This window comes from Youngiibacter fragilis 232.1 (assembly GCF_000495435.3).
In the GTDB taxonomy this organism is placed as follows: Bacteria; Bacillota; Clostridia; order Clostridiales; family Clostridiaceae; genus Youngiibacter; species Youngiibacter fragilis.
This window is the reverse complement of sequence record NZ_AXUN02000198.1, coordinates 176,227-198,662: the sequence shown is the minus strand read 5'-3', so window position 1 is coordinate 198,662 and position 22,436 is coordinate 176,227. Positions and strand designations below refer to the sequence as shown.

At 49.9% G+C, this 22,436-nt stretch carries 20 protein-coding genes and 2 tRNA genes; 6 read left to right on the top strand and 16 right to left on the bottom strand.

The features are described 5' to 3' along the window. Positions 1 to 52 precede the first annotated feature (52 nt). From T472_RS14820 to pulA, 4 genes are all read left to right on the top strand, one after another. Positions 53 to 1,762, top strand: a complete 1,710-nt coding sequence (locus tag T472_RS14820) for an urease accessory protein UreH domain-containing protein (RefSeq protein WP_023388764.1) — start codon at positions 53 to 55, stop codon at positions 1,760 to 1,762. Between the two features lie 97 nt (positions 1,763 to 1,859). Further along, positions 1,860 to 2,159, top strand: a complete 300-nt coding sequence (locus tag T472_RS14815) for an SHOCT domain-containing protein (RefSeq protein WP_023388765.1) — start codon at positions 1,860 to 1,862, stop codon at positions 2,157 to 2,159. A gap of 29 nt (positions 2,160 to 2,188) precedes the next feature. Next, positions 2,189 to 2,380, top strand: a complete 192-nt coding sequence (locus T472_RS14810) for an SHOCT domain-containing protein (protein ID WP_023388766.1) — start codon at positions 2,189 to 2,191, stop codon at positions 2,378 to 2,380. 104 nt (positions 2,381 to 2,484) lie between these two features. After that, positions 2,485 to 4,572 carry a type I pullulanase gene (gene pulA / locus T472_RS14805; RefSeq protein ID WP_023388767.1) on the top strand — a complete coding sequence of 696 codons (2,088 nt, stop codon included), beginning with the start codon at positions 2,485 to 2,487 and terminating at the stop codon, positions 4,570 to 4,572. A 59-nt stretch (positions 4,573 to 4,631) separates the two neighbouring features. Here pulA and T472_RS14800 read toward each other — a convergent pair whose 3' ends face one another. The 4 genes from T472_RS14800 to polA are packed head-to-tail and all read right to left on the bottom strand — an operon-like array spanning position 4,632 to position 8,727. Next, complete coding sequence (locus T472_RS14800) at positions 4,632 to 4,916, bottom strand: hypothetical protein (RefSeq protein WP_023388768.1); 285 nt, start codon at positions 4,914 to 4,916, stop codon at positions 4,632 to 4,634. Positions 4,917 to 4,930: 14 nt separating this feature from the next. Then, positions 4,931 to 5,464 (bottom strand): lytic transglycosylase domain-containing protein, encoded by a 534-nt coding sequence (locus tag T472_RS14795; protein WP_040907821.1) that lies wholly within the window; start codon positions 5,462 to 5,464, stop codon positions 4,931 to 4,933. 1 nt (position 5,465) lies between these two features. Continuing rightward, entirely contained in the window at positions 5,466 to 6,080 is a 615-nt protein-coding gene (gene coaE, locus T472_RS14790) for a dephospho-CoA kinase (RefSeq protein WP_023388770.1), read from the bottom strand. Position 6,081: 1 nt separating this feature from the next. Beyond that, positions 6,082 to 8,727 carry a DNA polymerase I gene (polA, locus tag T472_RS14785; RefSeq protein ID WP_052011827.1) on the bottom strand — a complete coding sequence of 882 codons (2,646 nt, stop codon included), beginning with the start codon at positions 8,725 to 8,727 and terminating at the stop codon, positions 6,082 to 6,084. A 170-nt stretch (positions 8,728 to 8,897) separates the two neighbouring features. Between polA and T472_RS14780 the strand changes: the two genes are divergently transcribed. Together T472_RS14780 and T472_RS14775 are read left to right on the top strand one after the other, a co-directional pair. Next, a tRNA-Leu gene (locus T472_RS14780) sits at positions 8,898 to 8,984 on the top strand. 36 nt (positions 8,985 to 9,020) lie between these two features. After that, a tRNA-Leu gene (locus T472_RS14775) sits at positions 9,021 to 9,109 on the top strand. A gap of 52 nt (positions 9,110 to 9,161) precedes the next feature. Here T472_RS14775 and T472_RS14770 read toward each other — a convergent pair. From T472_RS14770 to T472_RS14715, 12 genes are all read right to left on the bottom strand, one after another. Then, positions 9,162 to 9,923, bottom strand: a complete 762-nt coding sequence (locus T472_RS14770) for a DUF4386 family protein (protein ID WP_023388772.1) — start codon at positions 9,921 to 9,923, stop codon at positions 9,162 to 9,164. A 30-nt stretch (positions 9,924 to 9,953) separates the two neighbouring features. Further along, complete coding sequence (locus tag T472_RS14765; protein ID WP_023388773.1) at positions 9,954 to 10,532, bottom strand: TetR/AcrR family transcriptional regulator; 579 nt, start codon at positions 10,530 to 10,532, stop codon at positions 9,954 to 9,956. Positions 10,533 to 10,853: 321 nt separating this feature from the next. Next, positions 10,854 to 11,249, bottom strand: a complete 396-nt coding sequence (locus T472_RS14760; protein WP_023388774.1) for a VOC family protein — start codon at positions 11,247 to 11,249, stop codon at positions 10,854 to 10,856. Between the two features lie 44 nt (positions 11,250 to 11,293). Continuing rightward, positions 11,294 to 11,665, bottom strand: coding sequence for a VOC family protein (locus T472_RS14755; RefSeq protein ID WP_023388775.1), 372 nt, complete (start codon positions 11,663 to 11,665; stop codon positions 11,294 to 11,296). 181 nt (positions 11,666 to 11,846) lie between these two features. Continuing rightward, positions 11,847 to 13,550, bottom strand: coding sequence for an alpha-amylase family glycosyl hydrolase (locus T472_RS14750; RefSeq protein ID WP_023388776.1), 1,704 nt, complete (start codon positions 13,548 to 13,550; stop codon positions 11,847 to 11,849). Positions 13,551 to 13,552: 2 nt separating this feature from the next. Next, positions 13,553 to 15,283, bottom strand: a complete 1,731-nt coding sequence (locus tag T472_RS14745) for a glycoside hydrolase family 13 protein (protein WP_023388777.1) — start codon at positions 15,281 to 15,283, stop codon at positions 13,553 to 13,555. A gap of 64 nt (positions 15,284 to 15,347) precedes the next feature. Continuing rightward, positions 15,348 to 16,379: a LacI family DNA-binding transcriptional regulator gene (locus T472_RS14740; protein WP_023388778.1), complete on the bottom strand. Its 1,032-nt coding sequence runs from the start codon at positions 16,377 to 16,379 to the stop codon at positions 15,348 to 15,350. A 72-nt stretch (positions 16,380 to 16,451) separates the two neighbouring features. Next, positions 16,452 to 17,543 carry an ABC transporter ATP-binding protein gene (locus T472_RS14735; protein WP_023388779.1) on the bottom strand — a complete coding sequence of 364 codons (1,092 nt, stop codon included), beginning with the start codon at positions 17,541 to 17,543 and terminating at the stop codon, positions 16,452 to 16,454. Positions 17,544 to 17,566: 23 nt separating this feature from the next. After that, the gene (locus tag T472_RS14730) at positions 17,567 to 18,454 is read right to left on the bottom strand and encodes a sugar ABC transporter permease (RefSeq protein ID WP_023388780.1); all 888 of its coding nucleotides are present in this window, start codon (positions 18,452 to 18,454) and stop codon (positions 17,567 to 17,569) included. Further along, positions 18,454 to 20,547, bottom strand: a complete 2,094-nt coding sequence (locus tag T472_RS14725; protein ID WP_023388781.1) for an ABC transporter permease subunit — start codon at positions 20,545 to 20,547, stop codon at positions 18,454 to 18,456. The genes T472_RS14730 and T472_RS14725 overlap by 1 nt, the downstream gene beginning before the upstream one ends. A 13-nt stretch (positions 20,548 to 20,560) precedes the next feature. After that, positions 20,561 to 20,995 (bottom strand): hypothetical protein, encoded by a 435-nt coding sequence (locus T472_RS14720; protein ID WP_023388782.1) that lies wholly within the window; start codon positions 20,993 to 20,995, stop codon positions 20,561 to 20,563. Positions 20,996 to 21,062: 67 nt separating this feature from the next. Beyond that, positions 21,063 to 22,385, bottom strand: coding sequence for a sugar ABC transporter substrate-binding protein (locus tag T472_RS14715; protein ID WP_023388783.1), 1,323 nt, complete (start codon positions 22,383 to 22,385; stop codon positions 21,063 to 21,065). Between the last annotated feature and the right edge of the window lie 51 nt (positions 22,386 to 22,436).

Sequence of the window (22,436 nt, the reverse complement as noted above, 5' to 3'; positions counted from 1 at the left end):
TTTTTAAGGAGTTACGAATTTACGGCATAAATGCCGACAGCAAGGAAGTACTATGAAGATATTAACAAGAAAATTGAAGCTTGCACATATGACCTGCACAAGCTGCGAAGCTACCGTTGAGAGGGCTCTTATGGACATTCCCGGTGTCCTCAACGCAAGGGCGGACCACCTGGAGAATGCCTGTGACATTACATTCGATGAAGACATGTGCACGATTGATGAAATAAAGGAGAAGCTTTCCGAAACAGGATATATGCCGTCAGGGAACGGGACCGTCAAGGGTTATGCGATAGCTGCCACGGCAGGCATCCTCATATTCGCCGGAAGCATGTACGGTGCATTCGATCCGCTGAGGATAAGCAGCTCGGCCTCATATGCCATGCTTTTTGCCGCTGGTTTGTTTTCCTCTTTCCACTGCATAGGCATGTGCGGGGGAATAGCGCTCTCCCAGAGCGGAAGAGGCAGCTTCCCAAGGCTTGGCATGCACGGCTCATCTATCCTCTATAACCTTGGCCGAGTTGTTTCCTATACTGCTCTAGGTGCTCTTGCAGGTCTCCTGGGATCAGCTCTTTCTCTGACTCCGGGCATGAAGGGTGCCCTTCAGTTGGGAGCTGCGGCTGCAATGGTCATCATGGGGCTCAAGATCTCAGGAATAAGGCTGCCTTCCTGGCTTTCCCTAAAACTTCCTTCATTCGGTAGGATGAACACAGGCGGCTCACCATTCATAGTCGGGCTCCTTAACGGGCTCATGCCCTGCGGAGCACTTCAGACAATGCAGATCTTCGCACTTGGAACAGGAAGTCCGGTTCTTGGTGCACTTGCAATGCTTGCCTTCTCAATAGGTACCGTTCCTCTCATGCTGGGATTCGGAATAATTTCGGGAAGCCTCTCGAGAAAATCCGGCCGCCTTATTGCACATGCCTCAGGCATCCTAGTCCTTCTCTTCGGACTTTCACTGGGCGGAAGAGGCCTGGTTTCCCTTGGGATAGACCTTTCACCCGGTTCGTTCATTGCCGGCTTCTTCTCATCTGAAAAGGATGATTCTGCAGCAAAGGCTATCGTAAGGGATGGCAGGCAGTCAATAGAGATAAGGGTGACCGCATCAGGCTTCGAGCCGCAGATAGTATATGCACTGGAAGGTATTCCACTTGAGATAAACTTCAAGGCAGAGGAACTGACTCAATGTAATTCAGCACTTACAATTCCAGCCTTCAGGAAGGAGTTCCGCCTCTCTGAAGGAGACAATTTCGTCTCGATAACACCTGGCAAGGACGACATACTGTTCTCATGCTGGATGTCCATGCTGAAGGGCAGGATAATGGTTGTAGACGACCTTAAGACAGTCGACCTGACAGAAGAGAAATCCATAAGAAAAGGTAATGTGACCGCACCACGACCCGACTCGTATGTGGGTTTCGCCGAGGACAAAGGAACCTATCAGGAGCTGAAGGTCGTCGCATCGGGAGAGGAGCTGGTCCCCCTGATACTTGTCGCGGAGCCGAAAAAGGAACTGAAGCTTGAAATGGGGCTCAAGGACTTCCTCTACAAGGACAAGGAGATTGAAATTGTAAACGCCTGGACAAATGAGGAGAACGCTCACCTCACGACAAACGGCGACAATGCATCTGCCAGCCTTATCCTTGAAAAAACCGGCACCTATGTAATCCTGGCGGACCACAAGCTTGTGGGCCTTCTATACGTACCCGAGGACATCTCGTCTGAAAGTGCCGAATCAGTATGGCAAAGATATATGGGTAAATAAACTGCCACTTTCTTGCCACAGTTGTACCGCCCTTTCAACATGTTTTGTTCATAATTGTGTACTATCATATAGTAAACAAGATAAAGGCGGTGAAAACATGTTTCCAAGATTATTCAACAATTACAGATACGATGGAAGAGGCGGGATGATGGACTGGTATTACGGCAGGATGAACCCATGGCAGATCGGCTTCATGGTCGTAGTCGGAATCCTGATGCTAGCTCTCATAGTATATCTGATAGTAAGGATCGCAAGGCGCGGACATACGTCATACCATACAGATACGATGACGAGGACCTATTCCCCCGATGCTTTGAGGATACTCGATGAAAAGTTCGCCAAGGGCGAACTTACTGAAGAGGAATACCAGAGGAAGAAAAAGCTCATCACAGGATGACATATGACACAGAAAGGAAGTGACTAAAGATGATGTTTTTTCCAATACTCTTGGTGATACTGCTCTTCATGTTCTTCAATGACAACCATGGCGGAAGAAGATACGATGATTACAGGGAAGACAGGGGCAGGGCTAAGGAGATCCTTGACAGGAGATTCGCTGAAGGCGAAATATCCGAAGAGGAATATCTGAGAAGACGCTCAATGCTGAGAGAAAGATAAGATGTGGGGAAGCCTGAGGCTTCCTCATTTTTGTTTTACACACTATGTAGTATACTGAAGCTAATTAACAGCATCATTAAGTTGATACCTAAGGAGAGGATACCGTGACCTTTTCAGAGATGCAGAAAGCATATGATACGAGGGAATTCAGGGATAGCTACACCTATGACGGCGACGACCTTGGAGTGAGGGTTTCTCAGGGAAAAACCACATTCAGGCTGTGGTCGCCCTTTGCGGATTCAGTTAAGCTGAGGCTATTCAAATCGCAGAAAGGCGGTTTGCCCTACCTGACTGAAGATATGGCAAGGAGCATAAGCGGCACATGGCTGAGCACGCTTGACGGAGACCTTTCAGGAACCTACTACACGTTCCTCGTAAGCTTTGGCGGCCATTCAAATGAGACTGCCGACCCTTATGCCAGGGGAGCAGGGATCAACGGTGCAAGGTCAATGGTAGTGAATCTCGGGGATACGGACCCCCCCGGCTTCAGGGAACACAGGAAACCTGAATCTACCGACCCCGTGAACTCCATAATCTACGAGGTCCATGTAAGGGACCTTTCAGTAAGCAGGACCTCAGGTATAAGGAATAAAGGGCTGTTCCTCGGCTTTACCGAGACAGGGACAAGGAATCCCCATGGGTTCACCACAGGGATCGACCATATCAAGGAGCTCGGGGCGACACATGTGCAGCTGCTCCCTGTCTTCGACTTCCATACTGTCGACGAGGAGAAAGGCGGCTACAACTGGGGATACGACCCGTACAACTACAACGTGCCTGAAGGCTCATACTCCACTGACCCCTTCGACGGCAATAAGCGGATCAGGGAGCTTAAGGAAGCCATAATGGCCATGCACAAAAATGGCCTGAAGGTGATAATGGACGTGGTCTACAACCATACGGGCCTGACCGAAGGCTCATGGCTAAACCTTTCAGTCCCCTACTACTACCACAGGACAAAGGGACTGGAGTTCACCGATGCCTCCGCATGCGGAAACGAGACAGCCTCCGAAAGGCCCATGGCAAGGAAATACATGGTCGATTCGGTTCTCTACTGGTTTGAGGAATTCAGGCTTGACGGCTTCAGGTTCGACCTTATGGGAATCCATGACGTAGAGACCATGGCACTCATCGAGAAGAAGGTACACGAGAAGGACCCTTCAGCGCTTATCTACGGTGAAGGCTGGACAGCAAAGGACAGCCCCCTGCCTGAGGACCAGCGGCTGGTAAAGAAGAACATCATAAGGACAAGGAGGATCGGTGCTTTCAACGATGACATGAGGGATGCGATCAGGGGACATGTCTTCAAGGCCAAAAGCAAGGGTTTCGTTGCAGGGGCCTCAGGCAGCGAGGAATCACTGAAATTCGGAATCGTCGGTGCGGTGAGCCACCCACAGATCGATACGGGAGACCTGCTCTACTCTAAAGCTCCATGGGCAGGGAGCCCGGAGCAGTCGATCAGCTACTGCGCAGCGCATGACAACCACACACTTTATGATAAGCTCAAGATAGCTTCAGGAAACCATGAGGAGTACCTCAGGGACATGAACAGGCTTTCTGATGCGATAGTCCTAACCTCCCAGGGCATACCGTTCCTCCATGCAGGCTCAGAGTTCCTGAGGACGAAGGATGGAGATGAGAACTCATACAAGTCAGGAGACAGTGTCAACATGCTGGACTGGGACCTCAAGACAAGGAACATTGACATATTCCACTATTACAAGGGCCTTGCCGAGCTCAGGAAATCAAGGAAGGCATTAAGGCTTGGATCCGCTGAAGAGATAAGGAAGAACCTGGTCTTCTACGGAAAAGGCAGTGACTCATCGCTTAGGGTCAGGGAACACAATGTAGCAGCATATGTAGTGTCATCTGAAGCACCCGGCAAAAAGGGAAGCCTGCTCGTTGCATTCAACGGGAACAGGCATGACGTCATACTTGGAATACCTCACGGCAGCTGGAGCATCCTCGCTGACAAGGAAAATGCAGGTACCGAGCCCATAGGAAGGATCGATGGCGGGTCCTGTGTGCTGAAGGGAACATCAGCCCTCATCCTCGAAGCGGATGGAGACTTCGAGCTCAAGGCTGACTACAGGAACATCCTTGATTCAAGGAACAGGAAAATCATCCTGGCGGCAACGCTCCTTTCAGCAGGGCTTATCGCTCTGCATGGAAGGTTCAGGAAAAAGAAATAGTCTGCATGAAAACGGGAGGTGAATGAGCCAAAGCTCATTCGCCTCCCGTTCCTTAAGTATCATCGGAATATGATGTTTCCGGCTATCACCAGGAGCACAAGGGCTCCGAAAAGGACCGATACCAGCACCGTCACAGAACGGTCCTCATCCCTTACCACTGCTGCCAGGCCAAGGAAGAGTGCCGCTATTGCAGATGCCATGACTGGGGCGCCAATGTAATCCCCACCAGTCATAAAAGCATCCATACGCTCGAATATAAGGTATGTCAGCGCTATGAAGGCAAAAGATATCATTGTCAGCAGCACAGCTGCCCTTCCAAGTCCGGATCCGGGCAGAAACCTCATTTTGACCATCTCCTCTAAAGCTTCCAGAAATACAGAAGCCTGTATATTTTTTTCCTTAGTTCAATTTTCTCCACATAGTCCCTTGTCTCCGCGTACGGTATCTGGAGAAGGTTCTCGCCGTCTCCATAATCATCTGACGCTATCCATTCCCTGACCCTTCCAGGCCCTGCATTGTATGCCGCAAGGGCAGTCCTCTCGGTACTGAACAACCTGCCAAGGTACGACAGGTACCAGGTACCCATCCGTATGCTGGTTTCAGGGTCATAAAGCTTATCCTGCGTGTAACCCTCAATGCCAAGTTTTCCTGCTATGAATATTCCTGTAGACCCGTTGATCTGCATCAGCCCTCTTGCATCGGCTGCAGACACCGCTTCAGGATCGAAGCCTGACTCGGCATGGATGACCGCAAGTATGAGGACCCTGTCCACTCCATACTCCTCCGAGTACTTACCGACAGCATCAAGGTACCCGATCGGGAAAACCACGGTTGCCGCATACCAGGCAGCTCCAATTGCAATGAGGAGCAACGCAAGGATCAGTCCTGCCATTCTATTTTTCTTTCTCTTCTTCACATTCAATACCCATTTTCATGAAGACCATATCGATCTCCTCCTTGGTCCGTTCCAGGTCACCGCTGTTGTCCACAACGAAATCAGCCAGCTCCAGCTTCTCTCTGACAGGCATCTGGCTTCTGATCATGCGCCTCGCCTCTTCTTCCGTGATCTCATTTCTCTTCATCAGGCGCTGAAGCTGGACTTTGGCTTCAGCATAGACAAGTATGCTGCAGTCCATGTCCTTTTCAAAACCCTCCTCGAAAAGGAGCGGAGCGTCAAGTATGGCTGCTGCGAAGCCTTCCGATTCCAGCCTGTCAAGCCGCTTTTCGATCTCAAGACGTATGTAAGGCATGATGACGTCCGTATATTCCTTCCTGTCCATTTCGCTTGAGAAGATTATCCTCCCCAGCTCCTTCCTGTCAAGCTCCCCGCCACTGAAGACCTTCTCGCCATATCTGCCTTTAAGATAGTCAAGTATCTTCGGATACAATGACAGGACCTCTCTCGCTATGATATCGGCATCTACAACTGGTATGCCCTTACCTGAGATATATTTGACCACAGTGGTCTTTCCTGAAGCAATGCCTCCTGTTATTCCTATCCTAAGCATGCTATGCCTCATACCAGGTGGAGCCATATGAGCCTTCAGCCTTGAGTTCCACCTTGAGGTCGAGCGCATGCTCCATCTCGCTCGTAACGAGCTTCTGGACTTCATCGAGCTCCTCAGCGGGCACATTCAGGATGAGCTCATCGTGTACCTGGAGGATAAGCTTTGACTTCAGGTTCCTTTCCCTGAGCGCGTTGTAGACCTTCACCATGGCGACCTTAATGATGTCTGCGGCGCTGCCCTGGATAGGGCTGTTCATTGCCAGACGGACACCTGCCGCCTGCACTATCTTGTTCCTGTCATTCACCTCAGGAATGTACCTTTTCCTGTTCATAATGGTTGTCACATATCCGTTCTGCCTTGCTACCTCCACTATGTCCTCAAGGTACTTCTTTACCTTCGGATACCTTTCGAAATAGATCCTTATGTACTCCCCTGCCTCTTTCCTTGTTATGCCAAGGTCACCTGAAAGGCTGAAGTCGGAGATTCCATACACTATGCCGAAATTGACCGCCTTGGCGTTGCTCCTCTGCAGCGGCGTTACCTCGTCGAGGGGAACGTTGAAAACCTCCGAAGCGGTCTTCCTGTGTATGTCTATGTCATTGTTGAACGCCTCTATCATATTCTCGTCGCCTGCGATATGAGCGAGCACCCTAAGCTCTATCTGGGAATAGTCGGCTGAAACCAGCAGGTCCCCTTCCTTGTCAGGGATGAACACCTTCCTTATCTCCCTTCCCATCTCTGTCCTTATGGGGATGTTCTGGAGATTCGGCTCTGTGCTTGACAGCCTTCCGGTCGTCGCCAGAGTCTGGTTGAAGTTGGAATGGATCTTCCCGTCGGTATCTATCGCAGCCTTAAGCCCTTCAATATACGTCGAATAGATCTTGGTGAGCTGCCTGTAGAGCATTATCCTGCTTATTATCGGATGCTTGTCCCTGAGTGATTCAAGGACCTCCGCATTTGTCGAGTAGCCTGTCTTGGTCTTCTTGGTTGCTGGCAGGTCAAGCTTCTCGAAAAGTATGACTCCAAGCTGCTTTGGTGACGCTATGTTGAACGTCTCCCCGGCAAGCTCGAATATCTCCTTCTCCATTCCGGCGATGTCCTTCCTGAACCTGTCACCTAATGTATCGAGCATCCTGCCGTCTACCCTGAAGCCTTCGATCTCCATGTCTGACAGTATGAAGGTCAGCGGCATCTCCACATCAAAGAGAAGCTCCCTTAGCCCTGCTTCCTCTATCGCCTTTCCGAGCTTCTCATAAAGCGAGTGAAGCCCCCTTGTCTCGTTTACCCTTCCTTCAGCACCCTCTGTCAGGGTGAAGGACTCTATGTTCTTGAGAGCCAGGTCCTTAAGCGACAGCTTGCCGTCAGCCGGGTCTAGGAGGTAGGCGGCAAGGTTTGCGTCAAACACCACGCCCTTAAGCTCAATCCCATGACTCCTTAAGGTAGTGTATGCATCCTTGACATTGAAGCATACCTTCCTTATCTCCTCATCCTCAAGGAAATCCTTGAGGATTCCCAATGCCTTCCCATCTGACATGATGAATGACAGGCTGATAGCGTAGTCCCCCTTATCAGATGCCACATATACGGAAGTCACATCCCTTTCAGTGAGCATCATGGACTGCCTTATGTCGAAGGACAATGCGACAAGGTCGCCCTTCTTGAACTTTCCTTCAAGGGCAGCTAGTTCCGAAGGACTGTCAATGGCAGTGAATTCTGAAGGCAGAGGTGCCGTCTCCTCCTTCGCAGGTTCAGCCTTGAACTTGTCAAGAAGGCTCTTGAACTGGAGCTCAGAGAACATCCTTCTTATGTTGTCTATGTCATATGCCTCCTGGCTTCTCAGCTTTGTCAGGTCTATGTCAACAGGCGCTGTCCTTATTATCGTGGCCAGCCTCTTTGAGAATATCGCATCCTCCCTGTATTCGGTAAGGTTTTCCTTAAGCTTCTTCTGGGTTATGGAGTCGAGGTTCATGAGGAGGTTCTCTATTGAACCGTACTCGGTTATAAGCTTGAACGCGGTCTTCTCTCCTATACCCGGAACACCCTTTATGTTGTCCGAGGCATCACCCATGAGACCTTTCACGTCGATGAACTGGGTAGGGGTGATCCCGAATACCTCTACGAACCTGTCATGGTCGTAAACTTCGGTCTGCGAAACTCCCTTCTTGGTTATTACGACCTTTGTGAGCTTTGACGCAAGCTGCAGGGTATCCCTGTCTCCAGAGAGCACGAAAACCTCGTCCCCGTCCTCCTCTGCCTGAAGCGACAGAGTCCCGATGACGTCATCAGCCTCAAATCCGTCTATCTCAAGTATGTCCACGGCAAAATAGGAAAGCAGTTCCTTTATCACAGGAAACTGCTGGGCAAGCTCGTCAGGCATGCCCTTCCTTCCCGCCTTGTAGTCCTCATACTCATCATGCCTGAAGGTCTTACCCGGCCTGTCAAAGGCCGCGACTATGTAGTCCGGGGCTATGTCTTCCCTGATCCTGAGAAGCATGTTCATGAATCCGTAGACCGCTCCGGTGTGAAGTCCTGTGGATGTGGTAAAGTCCGGATTGGCATAGAATGCCCTGTTCATTATGCTGTTCGAGTCTATTACAAGTAATCTGGCCAAATGTTTTCTCTCCAATCTGTTCTTCGTATTCACCATTGATTATACCTTATTTTTGGCTCTCCCGTATGTTTTTGGATATCATGTTCAGCCATTGTTCATCCAATGGCTACATTTCACATTCCACATTTTTACACTTTTTTAAACTTATCCTTGAATTTTCCCACTTCCTTTGTTAGAATCATTAAGTAAGCTTCAGAAAGCATCTTGCCGGTGTGATGGAATTGGCAGACGTGCGGGACTCAAAATCCCGTGGTAGCGATACCGTGTCGGTTCGAGCCCGACCACCGGCACCAACAGAACCCTTTGATGCAAGAAGAGCTGAGCACCATGCTGACGTGGTGAAATTGGCAGACACGCAGGTCTCAGAAGCCTGTAGGAGTAATTTCCTGTACCGGTTCAAGTCCGGTCGCCAGCACCAACAAATAAGCCGAACTTTTTCATGATGAGAAAGTTCGGCTTATTTCATTTCCCTAACCAGCCTGCCTGACGGCCATCCGCAGTTTGAGCAGCCTTATTGCATATAGAGTCATCCAGGCTATTGTCAGCAGTCCTCCTGGTGTGGCGACTGCCATTGCAAGATTTTCAGTACCAGGCACAAATGTCACCAGCAGGAAATAGAACATGAAGAAAACAGAACCCGCTATCCCAAGATATGCGTTGACCTTGCTGAAGACGCCTCCTTTCAGCATGACCAGGGATATCATGAGGCTTGCTATTACCGGCAGCAAGAATCCAGGAAAAGCACCCGGGCTTCCATGAGCGCCTCGTGCGAGCAGCGCTTCACCGGCAGCAGCAAAGAGGTTTCTCTCGGCATCTGAAGCGGCAGCTGAGTATTTGCCGCTTAAGGCAAGCATTGGAAGAGCAACGTTATTTCCGACAAATATAGCCGTACCTATGGAAAATACGACCATGGCGAATGCCGACGTGATCAGATTTTCCCGGAAATGTGCCGCGCAAAGTGCAAGGAAGGCAGGAATCATTATGATTGCAGTGGTCATGTTCAACAGGTCAAGATAGTAGAGACCGATCAGGCTGTTGCCATGAAACTGGGCAAAACGGTCAATTGCAGACTGAGGAATAAAAGAGTGGCTGCTGCTTAGAATAATGCTTATCACAATATCCGAGAGACTCGCGAGAATGACAATGAATGCGGCAATTCCTCCAATTAGATACAGGCTCCCATACTGTTCCCCGGTTACTTTATCCTCGGTTATCTGATTTTTGGCGACCATCTTATTTACCCCTTTCTTTTTTTCAGCTATTCAGAACAGGCTGTCAACACAAAGGTCCACCAGCATATCGCGCTGCTTCGGTTCTTCCAGGTCAATACCATAGGCTTCCTTAATCACATCCTTTCTCAAAAAGGCTGCCTCTATTGAGGAAACAAGCATGTGAAGCAGGAGCTTCACTTCCTGGTCCGACTTGCCGTTTCCGCATATTTCCCTTGCTATCGGAAATAGCATCCTCATAACCTGGACGCTGTTATCAGATGCATCCGGTGAGACAAAATCCCTGGTAATCGAAATCCTGGAAACTCCGGGATTAACCACCATGAATGAGGTTATTCCCCGACCTAAGGTTTTCATCTGTTCGACCGGCGTCATCTCAGTATTCTGGTTCACAGTCCCCAGCTGTTCAATCGAGCTTCGGATCAGCTCAAGTGTACACAGGTTGATTAGATTGTCTTTTGTCTGAAAATGGTAATTGATAAGTCCGGTCCCAACACCAGCACCAGCCGCTATATCCCGGACAGTGATCATTGAAGTGTCTCCGTGCTTCTTAATCAGCTCGACCGTCGCATCAATTATCTTCCCCTTGATTTCCTTATCCTTCCTTACCATGATTTTCTCCTTCGTTTCCCTTTCTGGTTATCTCCAGGTTTATATATCCCAATATTTGTTGAACAATGTATTGAACGTCGTTAAACTACATGGTATGTCTGTTCCCGCTTCTTGTCAATAATAGAATTGTAAAGTTTTTAGCCTGAACACTAAGTCATTTCTTTTTTGTTTTCTGGCTCAATATCACGGCTGACATACCTTTCTGCAAATGTTCAAAGGGCTCATTCATGCGGTGCGTGAAGCTCAGACAGATCATCAGTATTTTCCGGCAAAATAAAGGAACCTCAGATTTAGCTGCGGTTCCTTCGATTCACTTATGGGTCACTTAGCGTTGACATCAGGATGGTGTATCCCGAATACGTTGCCCTCGGTGTCAATGTAGTACCCCTGCCAGGCCATGCCTGTGAGTGCGTACTTCGGCATGGCAACAGTTCCGCCGTTCTCAAGTATCTTCTTCTCAACTGTGTCGTAGTCATCAACCTCCATGGTGCAGACGAAAGCATTGGCCCCCTGCCCCATTTGGGGACTTGAGCCCTGTCTGCCCATGAGCCCGCCGTTTATCCCCGGCGTTCCCTCTTCTCCGGTTATCACCCCGAAGTACGGGGTCCCTGTAAACTCACCGTAGTCCACATATGTCCATCCAAAGACTTCAGCATAGAACTTCTTCGCCCTTTCGATGTCATCGGCATGTATCTCAAAATGTACCGGTCTTCCCATATTATCCTCCTTGTCCGGCCCAAATGGACCAAATATTCGTTATATCACCTGTGCTGGTCGAATAGTATCTGGTTCCCGTCCGGATCCAAAAGCATGAAGTTTCCCGGACCTTCAGTATCCGGCTGGACCTCACTCAGTAAGTCTATCCCTCTTTCCTTCAGTTCCTCCTGGATCACCCTTATGTCCCTGACCGGGTCCACTTCCTTCGCATCCTGGTCCCAACCAGGATTGAAGGTCATTATGTTCCTGTCGAACATGCCCTGGAAGAGTCCGATCACCGCATCACCGTTCTTCATGATGAGCCAGTTCTGTTCCTCTTCCCCCATCATCGCAGTGAATCCAAGCTTCTCGTAGAACTCCTTTGAGGCCCTTATGTCCTTTACAGCAAGGCTGATTGAAAAAGCACCTGATCCCATTGTCATCCCTCCGTTTTCATTCTGCACCTAAATTCTACAATAACCAAAGCTCCAATTAATCTCCACATTGAAACCAATGGGTGAACAAACGGAAAACCTTTTTTGACTGGTCACCTTTCCGGTTATAAGGAAGGCGCTCCGGAATCACCGAAGCGCCATGACAAATGATCTGTTCTAATTCTTACTTCTTCACAAGCTTCTCGAGAAGGATCAGCCCCTTCCCATCGGCAGTGAATGTGACCTTGCCTTTCCTGACAACAACCGCCTCCATTGAGTAGGCATCACGGATTGTGTCACCGTCAGCGAACACCGATGATACGTCGATCGTGGTCTTCCCTTTTGCTCCGATTACAGCAACGATCCTGTTGTCCAGCCCGTCCTTTGAGTAGACCCTTGAGAAGGTGTATGGCTCCTCCTTCAACATAAGGTGGTCACCTGCGCCTACAGCTATGTTCCTGTGCCTGAAGGAAGCAATTTTCCTGTAGTGCTGAAGTACCTCCTCATCAATTGAATCCCAGTTCATTCCAGACCTTGTCCCCTGGGTGTAGTCAGACCCTCCGTCTCCCATGGGCCTCGCTGTCTCATCTCCGTAGAATACCATGACAGCTCCGGGAAGCAGCATAAGGTAGGTGCTTCCATTGATGAGCCGTTTCCTGTCATAAAGGAACGTGTCATGCTGTGAAATATAGGAGAGTACGTTGAAGGAAGTATCCTCGTTAAGTGCATCCGCATAGTTCCCGAATACGCTCTCCATGGTGTCCATGTCGTATGCAGGCCCGTTCTTCTTTTCACCCTGGAAGGTGAAGTTGATCAAGGAATCGAAGCCGCCTTCGAAGTACCTGTCCTTGACGACCCCATGTCCCCATACCTCTCCGTTCATCCAGAAGCTTTCATCCCAGTCAGAGCCGCTTTTACCTGCATTCTTATCCCTCCAGTCTTCCAGAGCCTCATCTGCCTTTTTCGAAAGCCCGGTCCACCTTTCAAGCTCAACGTGCTTTGCGGTATCGACCCTGAATCCGTCTATCCCGAATTCCCTTATCCAGGCTGTAAGCCACTCTGTGATGTAACCTGCCGGTGAAAGGTGAAGGTCAGATCTCAAATTCTTTGCTTCAGGAACGATCCAGTCATCAAAACCCTCAGCTTCCTTGGCCCATTTAGTCAGAAGTATCGGAGGAAGACCGACATCACCGGTTTCCTCGGTCCTTATGTCTGGAAGACCTGCAAGGGTCATGGTTATGTCATCAGAACCGCCCTTCTCATAGCCTTCCTTGTCAGACCTGACCCACGAGCTTCCCCACCACCTGTCCCAGGCTCCGTCACCGAAGCCGAACTCCTCCATGTCCTTATCAGCTGCGTACCCCACGTGGTTCATGACAACATCCATCACTATCCTTATGCCCTGCGAATGTGCGGTATCCACGAACTTCCTGAACTCCTCCACAGTACCCATGTTCTTGTCCATCATGGTCCAGTCAAGCGCATAGTAGCCATGGAAGGGATAGTGCTGGAACTCATCGCTTGTGCCCTTGACATATCCGTGTATCTGCTCGTAGGGTGCCGTTATCCATATGGCATCCACCCCAAGGTCCCTGAAGTAGCCTTCCTCAAGCTTTTCGGTGACCCCTTTAATATCACCGCCGTGGAAGGTTGCGATATCCCTGCCCATCTCATCAACCTTCTGCCTGCCGTACGAGCTGTCATTGGATTCATCACCGTTTTTGAACCTGTCTGTTATCGCAAAATATACAGTGGCATCATCCCATGAAAATGAATCCTCGGATGTTGTCACCATCCCTTCTGTATCTACCCTGCCGCTGCCTGTGCAGGATGAGAGGATGACAGCTGAGACCAGTAAAGAGGCAACTGACATTATTAGTCTTCTCATCTTCAATCCTCCAGTACCCTTAGAGCAAGGAAGCCCATGGGCTCAATAGTGACTCCATCCGTAATCTGTCTTGTTTCTCCCGTATACAGGTCTGCAACCTTCGAAGGGATACCCTTCCTCAGTGTCCTTCTCGAATCCGAATTGTTGAATACTGCAAGTATCCTTTCATCTCCATAGCTCCTTGAGAACGCCACAAGCCCTCCTCTTGCATGCTCCATCCTGAGGTCACCGCTGACAAGTGCCGGATTACCCTTTCTGATCGATATCAGCTTCCTGAAGAAGCCTAAAAGCTCCCTGTCCTGCCTTTCCTCATCCCATACCATGCAGCCGCGGCAGAGCGGGTCCTTGCCCCCGGACATCCCTATCTCGTCACCATAATAGATGTATGGCACGCCGATGTAGAGGAACTGGAAGGCTGCGGCAAGCATGAGCCTTTTCTTGTCCTCGAAGGCTTCAGTAAGGAACCGCTGGGTGTCGTGGCTGCCGAGAAGGTTCCACATCTGATGGTTTATCCCTTCCATGTACATTGCCCTCGATGAAGCGAGTATCCCTGAGAACCTCCCGGCGTCTATGGCCCTCTTTGCAAAGAAGTCTACACAAGCCCCCTTGAAGGGATAGTTCATTATTGAATCAAGCTCGTCACCCTTGAGGAATGATGACGCCTCGTGCATGATCTCTCCTATTATCACCGCATCCGGATTCACCGACTTCACTGCCTTCCTGAATTCCTTCCAGAAGCTGTGGTCCACCTCATCGCATACGTCGAGCCTCCAGCCGTCGATCCCCATCTCCTTCACCCAGTACTTCCCGACCTCGAGAAGATATTCCCTGACAGCGGGATTTGAGATGTTGAACTTCGGCATTGAAGGTATGTTGTCCGCAAAGGTATGGTAGTTTACCTTGTCCGTGCTTACCGGAAATCCCTCAAGATGGTACCAGTTGGCATATCCTGAATCCTCCTGCTTCTCAAGGATATCGGAAAAGGCGAAGAAATCGCTTCCCGAATGGTTGAAGACAGCATCGAATATGACCCTTATGCCAAGGTTGTGGCACCTGTCTATCAGCTCCCTGACATCTTCAAGGCTTCCGAAGCTCTTGTCGACCTCATAGTAGTCCCTGGTGTTGTACTTGTGGTTTGAGGAAGAGGCGAATATGGGGGTCATGTAAATCAGGTCGGCTCCAAGCTTCTTTATGTGGTCAAGCCTTCCTGTTATCCCCTTAAGGTCTCCGCCGAACATGCTTTTTGTCGTTGGCTTCATGCCCCACCTGAGCGTGCCGGGAGGATCGTTACCCTCATCACCATTTTCGAACCTGTCAGGGAAGATCTGGTATGCGACGGACCTCTGGAGCCAGCCGCTTTCCCTGTAGACATCCGATTCACCGATATAGGCGTACTGGAATGCGGCCGCTTCCATGTTCTCCCCGGTGTCCTGAAGCCCTCTCTCGTCAAGAAGGAGCCTCTCCCCTTTCCTGTCAGTTATCTCGAAATAATACCTGTATCTGTTCCCTGGAAGGCTGATTTTGCATTCGAACCATTCGAACAGGCTGTCCTCCGCAAAGTGCGCCATCGCCTTCTCCCTGAACTTTCCCTTCCAGTCGTACCTGTCCTTGTATCTTACCCTTACCTCAGCCCTGTCGCCCCTTGCGACCCGGAGCCGGAGGCTAAGCGAATCCTTTCCTGCCGGATACGCGTAAGGTATATCTGGAAAATGTAGAATCGCGTGTCTGTTCAATATTTCCTCCTGTATGCACGAAGGGGCAGCGCTTAAGCTGCCCCTTCGAGTGTATTCGTTCCTTTTAAGGAGCCTTTCCTTCGGTTGACTGTCTCTTGTATATCGTATATGGGATTATTATCTTCTTGCCCCTTACTCCCTTTATCGCCTCAACAAGAACCTTCACCGAGCCTTCACCCAGCGCTGTCGCGTTGATGTCAACAGAGGTTATGGGGGTGTCCGAGTACCTTGAAAGCACGCTGTTATTGAAGCTTGCCACCGCAATGTCCTCAGGGATCGAGATGTTCATCAGCCTGAATACCTTGACTGCCCCGAAGGCAATAAGGTCATCAGTGACGATCAGCGCATCCGGCCTTGGCATCATCTTTGCGATCTCTGACCCATATTTGTAGCCGGTCTCTTCATCGAACTTGCCTGTGAACAGCAGACTGTCCTCGAAAGGCAGGTTGCTCTCGGTAAGGGCCTTCCTGTAGCCCTCGATCCTCTTCTGGGTCACAGTAAGCCTCTCGTCTCCGCCGATCATGGCTATCCTTTTCCTTCCGATCATGGAAAGGTACCTGGTAAGCTCATAGGCGGCCATGTAGTTGTCATTGTCCACGTGGTTTATCTTCTCGTCGAACCTGAAAGTCGAACCGATGAGGGCGAACGGGAAATCCACGCTCCTCAGGTAATCCACGCACTCGTCGCTGACCTTGCTGGACATGAGTATTATCCCGTCCACCTTGGAGCCTCTTATGAAGTTCTTGATGACGGTGAGCTCACCGCTCTTCTCGGTATTGGTCGAAAGCAGCAGGTCATAGCCCTCAGCCGAGGCGCCCTTCACGATTCCCCTGAGAGCCTCCGGGAAGAACGGATTGAGGAACAGGTCCTCCTTCCTCGTAGGCATTATGACACCGATCGTCCCTGTCATGCTCCTTGCGAGAGACCTTGCTATGGCGTTTGGATAGTAACCGAGCTCCTCCATGCATTTCTGAACCTTGTCCCTGGTTTCCTGGCTTATCTTGGGGTTGTTGGATATGACTCTTGAAACTGTCGATGGAGATACTCCAGCCAATTCTGCCACATCATTTACCGTCACTTTTACGACGTTCTTCAAGCCCCTTCCCCCCCTTCAAAATTTATTTGCACACTCTGATATAGTAACCCGAATGCGCCGATAATAAAAGCATCAGTTTATCCTCAGACCTGTTTCAGCGTCAAAGAAGTGCAGCGCGTCCAGGTCGAACCCGAACATGTACTTGTTCCCCGGCACATAATCAAGGTATCCGGGAACTGAAATTGTAATATCCTGTCCGTTCGGAAGCTTCGTGAAGAGGATCTTCTCCTTGCCGAGCATCTCCATGACATCCAGTTCGCATTCGAACGTGTCCCCAAGCGGCTCCTTCTCGACCCTCCTGAACCTTTCCGCCCTTATGCCTAATGAAACCCTCTTACCCTCGTATCCTGAAACCTTCACCTTGTCCTCCGGCTTAGGCTCAGCCTTGATATAAGAGTCATTGGACACGAATCTCCCGTTTTCTATTTTGCCTTCGAATATGTTCATGGTAGGGGACCCGATGAACCTCGCCACGAATATGTTCGCGGGCCTGTTGTAGAACTCTTCAGGCTTTCCGTCCTGCTGTATCTTCCCCTCGTTCATGAGGACTATCTTCGTAGCCATTGTCATGGCTTCGGTCTGGTCATGCGTTACATAAATGGAGGTTGTCCCAAGTGACTTGTGAAGCCTGACAAGCTCCACCCTCATGTGCTCCCTGAGCTTTGCATCGAGGTTTGACAGAGGTTCATCCATGAGGAAAACCTTAGGCTTCCTTACCATGGCACGGCCAAGTGCCACCCTCTGCCTCTGGCCTCCTGAAATATCAGACGGCTTCGACTGCAGATAGCTCGTTATCTGCAGAAGCTCGGCAGCCTCCCTTACCCTTTCGTCTATTACGCTCTTCCTCTCCCTTCTCATGTTAAGTGAGAATGCCATGTTATCGTAGACTGTCATGTGGGGATAAAGCGCATAGGACTGGAAGACCATCGCTATGTCCCTGTCCTTTGACGGAACCTTGTTCATCCTCTTCTCTCCGAACAGGAGGTCTCCCTCCGTTATTGAGTTGAGTCCTGCTATCATCCTCAGGAGCGTGGTCTTTCCGCAGCCTGAGGGCCCGAGTATGACACAGAAGTCCTTGTCCTCTATCTCAAGGTTTATGTTCCTCAGGGTGAATTCCTCCCTGCCCTCGTATTTCTTACCTATGTCCTTTAAAGTGACTTTCATCTATGATTCCTCCTCATTCATCTCTAGCCCTTGACCGAGCCCTTTGCAAGACCCGACACAAGCTGCTTCTGAAGCGCCGCGAACAGTATGACTATCGGGATTGCCGTCAGCAGCCCTCCAGCCGCAAATGCAGGCTGGTTGAGCGTCTCCCTGTTGTTTATGAGCGTGAACAGCCCTGCCGCAAGAGTATATGACTCGGGGCTTGTAAGGAGCACGCTTGGAAGCAGGTAGTCCATGAACGGTCCTATGAACGACCACAGGGCGATTATCGCAAGCATAGGCCTTACTATCGGCATGATTATAAGCCTGTATACCTGCATGTTCGAGCATCCGTCAATCTTAGCCGCGTCATCCAGCTCTGTTGAGATGGAATCGATGTAGCCCTTGAGAATGAATGTGTTCGATGCTATTCCTCCGCCCACGTAGATCATGATCAGCATAAGCTGCCTGGTGAACACGGGGGTTATCGAATTGAGTATGGAATACATCGTGAAGTATGCTGTGATTCCAGCGAACGAAGGTATGGTCTGAATGAGCATTATGGCCATGAGTGACGGCTTCCTGCCCTTGAACCTGAACCTGGAGTATGCATATCCCGTGAATGAGACTATGAGTATCGTGAGCACTGCAGTCGTCACCGCTATGAGTATGGTGTTCTTGACCCAGGTGAGGTAAAGCGTCTCCTTGAACAGGTAGTCAAAATGTATCGTTGAGAATTCGAATACGCTGTTCGATATCAGGTAGTCATACTGCTTGCCGTTGAATGCGGATATCACCATCTGCGACAGTGGCCAGAGTATGGCGAAGGCCCAGAATATGAGTATCGCATAGCTAAGGACGAGCATTATCACTCCGCCAAGGTTCAGAGGCTGCCTGTCTGAAAGGTAAAGTTCTTTTTTCTTCTTTGCCATTATAGCCTCTCCTCCTTGAATGCCTTTGAATTCCTGTAGCCGAAGAACGTGAACACCATGAGTCCAAGGGATATGACAATGGTAATTGCCGCTCCTATTGACTGGTACTGGTTGTCCATCGTCAGCTTGTAGATGTATGAAATGAGTATGTCAGTGGACCCTGCAAGGTTTCCGTAAACGGAAGGATTGAACGGTCCGCCTCCGTTGAAGAGGTAGATTATGGAGAAGTTGTTGAAGTTGAACGTGTACTGTCCGACCAGGAGCGGAGCTGTCTGGAACAGGACAAGAGGTACCGTTATCTTCATCGTCTTCTGCCATGCGCTTGCCCCGTCGATCTGGGCTGCCTCGTAGAGGTCCTCAGGAATTGCCTGGAGCACTCCCGTTGAAAGCAGGAATATGTATGAGCTTCCAAGCCACCCCTGCATGATGATGAGCGCTGTCCTTGTGAGCATCGCATTGTTCTTTACCTCGAACCTGGATCCGAACACGAATTCAATGACGTCTGTCAGAATCCCGTTAGGCGAGAACATGATGCTGAAGAACATTATGGTTATGAACGCAGGTACGGCCCATGGAAGCAGGTATACTATCCTGAAGAACGCCTTTCCCCTTATCCTCTCATTATTGGCAATGAGCGCCAGTGCGAATCCAAGGAAAATCGCGAGGGTCGTCGAAAGCAGCGTCCAGAGCACGGTCCATCCGAATATGCTGTAGAACACCTTTCCTGCAAGTCCCCTGCCTCCCGCTATGAGAGCATAGTTCTGTATCCCCACCCATGGGAACTTGGACTGGTTCTGCGGGTCCATCCCTGTGAAGGAAAGGAGTATCGCAGTGGAAATGGGCACGAGTACGATGAATACGATTACCAGGAGTGCAGGCAGTGAGACCATGTACGGGAAGCCTTCTTCACCGACCTTTGTCCTTGTTTCGAACCAGTTTCCGGGCCTTACACCCCTTATCATACCCTTCTCCACACCCAATGCGTCACGGAAGCTGAGGAATATCAGTACCACCGCAAATATGAGGAGGAAAATCGCAATTATCCCTTCAATCATGAATATCAGCGACTTGTCTATCCTTCTTGCGCCTTCAGCTAAAGTAATGAGTCCTGCAATGCCGTTGCCCTGGTAGTTTCCATATCCAAGGACATATGGTATGGCGATAAGGTATGTGAATAGTGTCGCAAGGAAGAACAGTCCGGCCTTTACCAGCTGTCCGTTTAGCAGCTGCCCGAGACCAGGTATCGGAACCGACAGGTAGGAGTACAGTGGAGCGGTCCTTTCGATTTCAACAGGATTGTTTCTCCTTGCATCCGCAATGTCAGCGTTGACGATCCTTCTTCTCACCTTTAGGTAATCCTTGAGCTCGAACCTCTTGCTCTTTATGAGTTCAGCATTCCTTTTTCCAGGTGAGTCATATGACTTGACCCTTACATTGTTCCTGTATTCCTTCCTGAGCTCCTGGACACCGTTCTTGAGTGCCTTGGATGATATGAGGCCGCTGGCCTTCTTGTCGGTAAGCCTTTTCTTCGCTGTCTCCATTGACTTCTTCTGCTGCATCACATAGTCGTCAATGTCAAGCTTCGCATTGTTCTCATCCTCGCTGCTGAAGGTCCCCTTGAGCCTAATGGCTTCAGAAAGCTCATTCTCTAGCCTTTCTGACGTCTCTATGATATCAGGCATGAGTCTCAGGATCACATTGCTCTCATCAAGCTTAAGCTTCGCGTCATACGTGAGGTCAGTGTAATCCTTGTAGAAGCCCTTCTGAAGCTTCGCCCTTTCGAGCTCCACCCTGAACTCCTTACCTTCCTTCGAGAGTCCTGCAGGGAGGGATGAAGTGAATACCCTGGTCCTTTCCTCAAGGGCCTTAAGGAAACCCTTCTCCCTTTCCTTGAACTCCCTAAGCCTGACGTTATACGGATGACTTTCCTTCGAGGATGTGAGGTCCGCAAGAGTCTTCGTCAATCCGGCCTTTTCTTCTGAAACGGCTTCCCCGATCCTCTTCTGGAGCAGGGCCACGTCCCTGAGGTAAAGGTTTTTTCTCTCGTACGCGTTGCCTATATAGTCGTATACGAATTCGCTGTATTTAGCCAAGACATTCCCACCTTTACTTATATTTCCCGCCGGAGTATGCGTCTGATACAGACAATACCGCTAGCAGCAGGATTGCATAGCCAGCCATTACAAGATAGAAAAAAACCGATGACGTGTTCCTCCCGATAAACGCATATGCTGCACCACCAGCAACCAGGACTGACCAGATGAACACGAAGAGGCTGCTTACCCCCAAGGAGCTGCGTGATGCTGCCGCATATACTGACAAGGCGACCGGTATCATTATCTTCAGGAAATATGTCATGAAGACCGCTGATATGTAGAGGCCAAGGTCAGCTTCTGTACCGGAGTTCATCGCCCAGGCATTGTACAGACCTATATCCTTCGCTGCCATGATAGCCTCAAGTGATGAAAAGAATATTATGAAGCCTGATGCCAGGATAATGGCATACAGGTTCTTTGTCGGTAGTTTGACGGTGTTTTCCATCGGAAATTCCTTTCTTATATGGGAAAAGAAAGGCCTTGGCCTCTCTTTTCCTATAAAGTTCCTATTTTTAGAAGTTGAGCATCATGGCGTCGAATGCAGCCTTGATTTCCTTGTAAGCTGCTTCAGCGTTAGCAGGCTTTACAGCCGACCATGAAAGAAGCGAGTTCTGCCATGTATCCCAAACTTGCCCCCACTCTGTGAAGAGAGGTCTTGCAGGTGCATCAGCGTAGGATGCCAGAACGTTCTCTATTACAAGCTTGTCTGTTGCGGAGAGGTCTGAAGCTGAATATGTTGCCGCAGGTACGTTCTCCATGATCTTTCCGGTAGCCTTGAAGAAGTCAACAGCATACTTGGGGTTCATGAGCTCAGCTATGAAAGCTTCAGCAAGAGCCATCTGGTCTGCGTTTCCATCGTTCCTTGCGTTGACCGCGAGTCCCCATCCGCCTTTCCAGTGGGTGAGCGGCTTGCCGTTCAGTGTAACTGTTCCTATCGGAGCTATCTTGAGGTCAGCTCCCTCTGCAGCGAGTTTCGAAAGCTTGCTTGTATCCCATGGACCTTCAATTCTTGCTATGGCCTTTCCGCCAGTTGTGAATTCAGTGTCCATGTGGCCCCATGCCGCATCCTTGTCCCACATTACTGAAGCTCCGCCTGAAGTGTATGTCTTCCAGTAGTTGTAGATCTCAGTGATGACCGCCTGCTTGTCTGCTCCAAGGTCTTTCCATTCCTTGGTCATGTCAGAGAAGAGCTTTCCTGAAGCGTCCTTTCCAAGGAGCTCGATGTCAGCTGAGTTAAGGAGAGCAACTCCATACCATGCATTGAATGCAGGTATCAGGACTTCTCCAACCTTCGAGTCCGAGATCTCGATTGCCTTTGTGTCAACATTCGCAGCTGCAGCATTCTTTGTGTTTATGAATGCTATGAGTGTCTCGATGTTCATCGGGAATGCCAGGTAGTCTCCTTCGATCTTGAAGTTTCCGCCAAGTCCCTTGTCATAGTCTGCGAATCCGCCGACCTTGTCAGCTATGGCCTTCGCATCGATAGGCGCTAAAGCCTCGTTCTTTGAAAGTCCGTATATCCTGTCAGCAGGGATCGCGAATACGTCAGCTACATCCTTGTTTGTGACGTCAGTCTTGTCAATCGCATCGAGATGTTCAAAGGAAGGCTTTACAATAAGGTTCACTACCGCATCAGGATTGGTTGCCTTGAACCTTGCTATTGCGGCTTCGTAGTAGGATTTCCATCCTTCCTCAGCCTGTACTGAGATCGTGCCCTTAAGTCCCTTGTCAGGAGTAGTAGGAGCGGCGGTTGGTGTCGTCGGGGTCTTCTGTCCGCAGGCTGCGACTGAAAGTGCGAGCATTGAAGCTACGACCAGACTTACAATTTTCTTCATTTTCCATCCTCCTAGAATGATTCTGCCCTGAGGCAGTTTTTGATTTTGAAA

Excerpts from the sequence above, each read along its gene's own strand:
- T472_RS14755 (WP_023388775.1), bottom strand. The coding sequence starts at position 11,665 with ATGGGATCAGGTGCTTTTTCAATCAGCCTTGCTGTAAAGGACATAAGG.
- polA (WP_052011827.1), bottom strand. The coding sequence starts at position 8,727 with ATGGTGAATACGAAGAACAGATTGGAGAGAAAACATTTGGCCAGATTA.
- T472_RS14820 (WP_023388764.1), top strand. The coding sequence starts at position 53 with ATGAAGATATTAACAAGAAAATTGAAGCTTGCACATATGACCTGCACA.
- T472_RS14760 (WP_023388774.1), bottom strand. The coding sequence starts at position 11,249 with ATGGGAAGACCGGTACATTTTGAGATACATGCCGATGACATCGAAAGG.
- coaE (WP_023388770.1), bottom strand. The coding sequence starts at position 6,080 with ATGCTTAGGATAGGAATAACAGGAGGCATTGCTTCAGGAAAGACCACT.
- T472_RS14810 (WP_023388766.1), top strand. The coding sequence starts at position 2,189 with ATGATGTTTTTTCCAATACTCTTGGTGATACTGCTCTTCATGTTCTTC.
- T472_RS14730 (WP_023388780.1), bottom strand. The coding sequence starts at position 18,454 with ATGGCAAAGAAGAAAAAAGAACTTTACCTTTCAGACAGGCAGCCTCTG.
- T472_RS14720 (WP_023388782.1), bottom strand. The coding sequence starts at position 20,995 with ATGGAAAACACCGTCAAACTACCGACAAAGAACCTGTATGCCATTATC.
- T472_RS14800 (WP_023388768.1), bottom strand. The coding sequence starts at position 4,916 with ATGAGGTTTCTGCCCGGATCCGGACTTGGAAGGGCAGCTGTGCTGCTG.
- T472_RS14735 (WP_023388779.1), bottom strand. The coding sequence starts at position 17,543 with ATGAAAGTCACTTTAAAGGACATAGGTAAGAAATACGAGGGCAGGGAG.
- T472_RS14750 (WP_023388776.1), bottom strand. The coding sequence starts at position 13,550 with ATGAGAAGACTAATAATGTCAGTTGCCTCTTTACTGGTCTCAGCTGTC.
- T472_RS14765 (WP_023388773.1), bottom strand. The coding sequence starts at position 10,532 with ATGGTAAGGAAGGATAAGGAAATCAAGGGGAAGATAATTGATGCGACG.
- T472_RS14770 (WP_023388772.1), bottom strand. The coding sequence starts at position 9,923 with ATGGTCGCCAAAAATCAGATAACCGAGGATAAAGTAACCGGGGAACAG.
- T472_RS14815 (WP_023388765.1), top strand. The coding sequence starts at position 1,860 with ATGTTTCCAAGATTATTCAACAATTACAGATACGATGGAAGAGGCGGG.
- T472_RS14795 (WP_040907821.1), bottom strand. The coding sequence starts at position 5,464 with ATGGCAGGACTGATCCTTGCGTTGCTCCTCATTGCAATTGGAGCTGCC.
- T472_RS14715 (WP_023388783.1), bottom strand. The coding sequence starts at position 22,385 with ATGAAGAAAATTGTAAGTCTGGTCGTAGCTTCAATGCTCGCACTTTCA.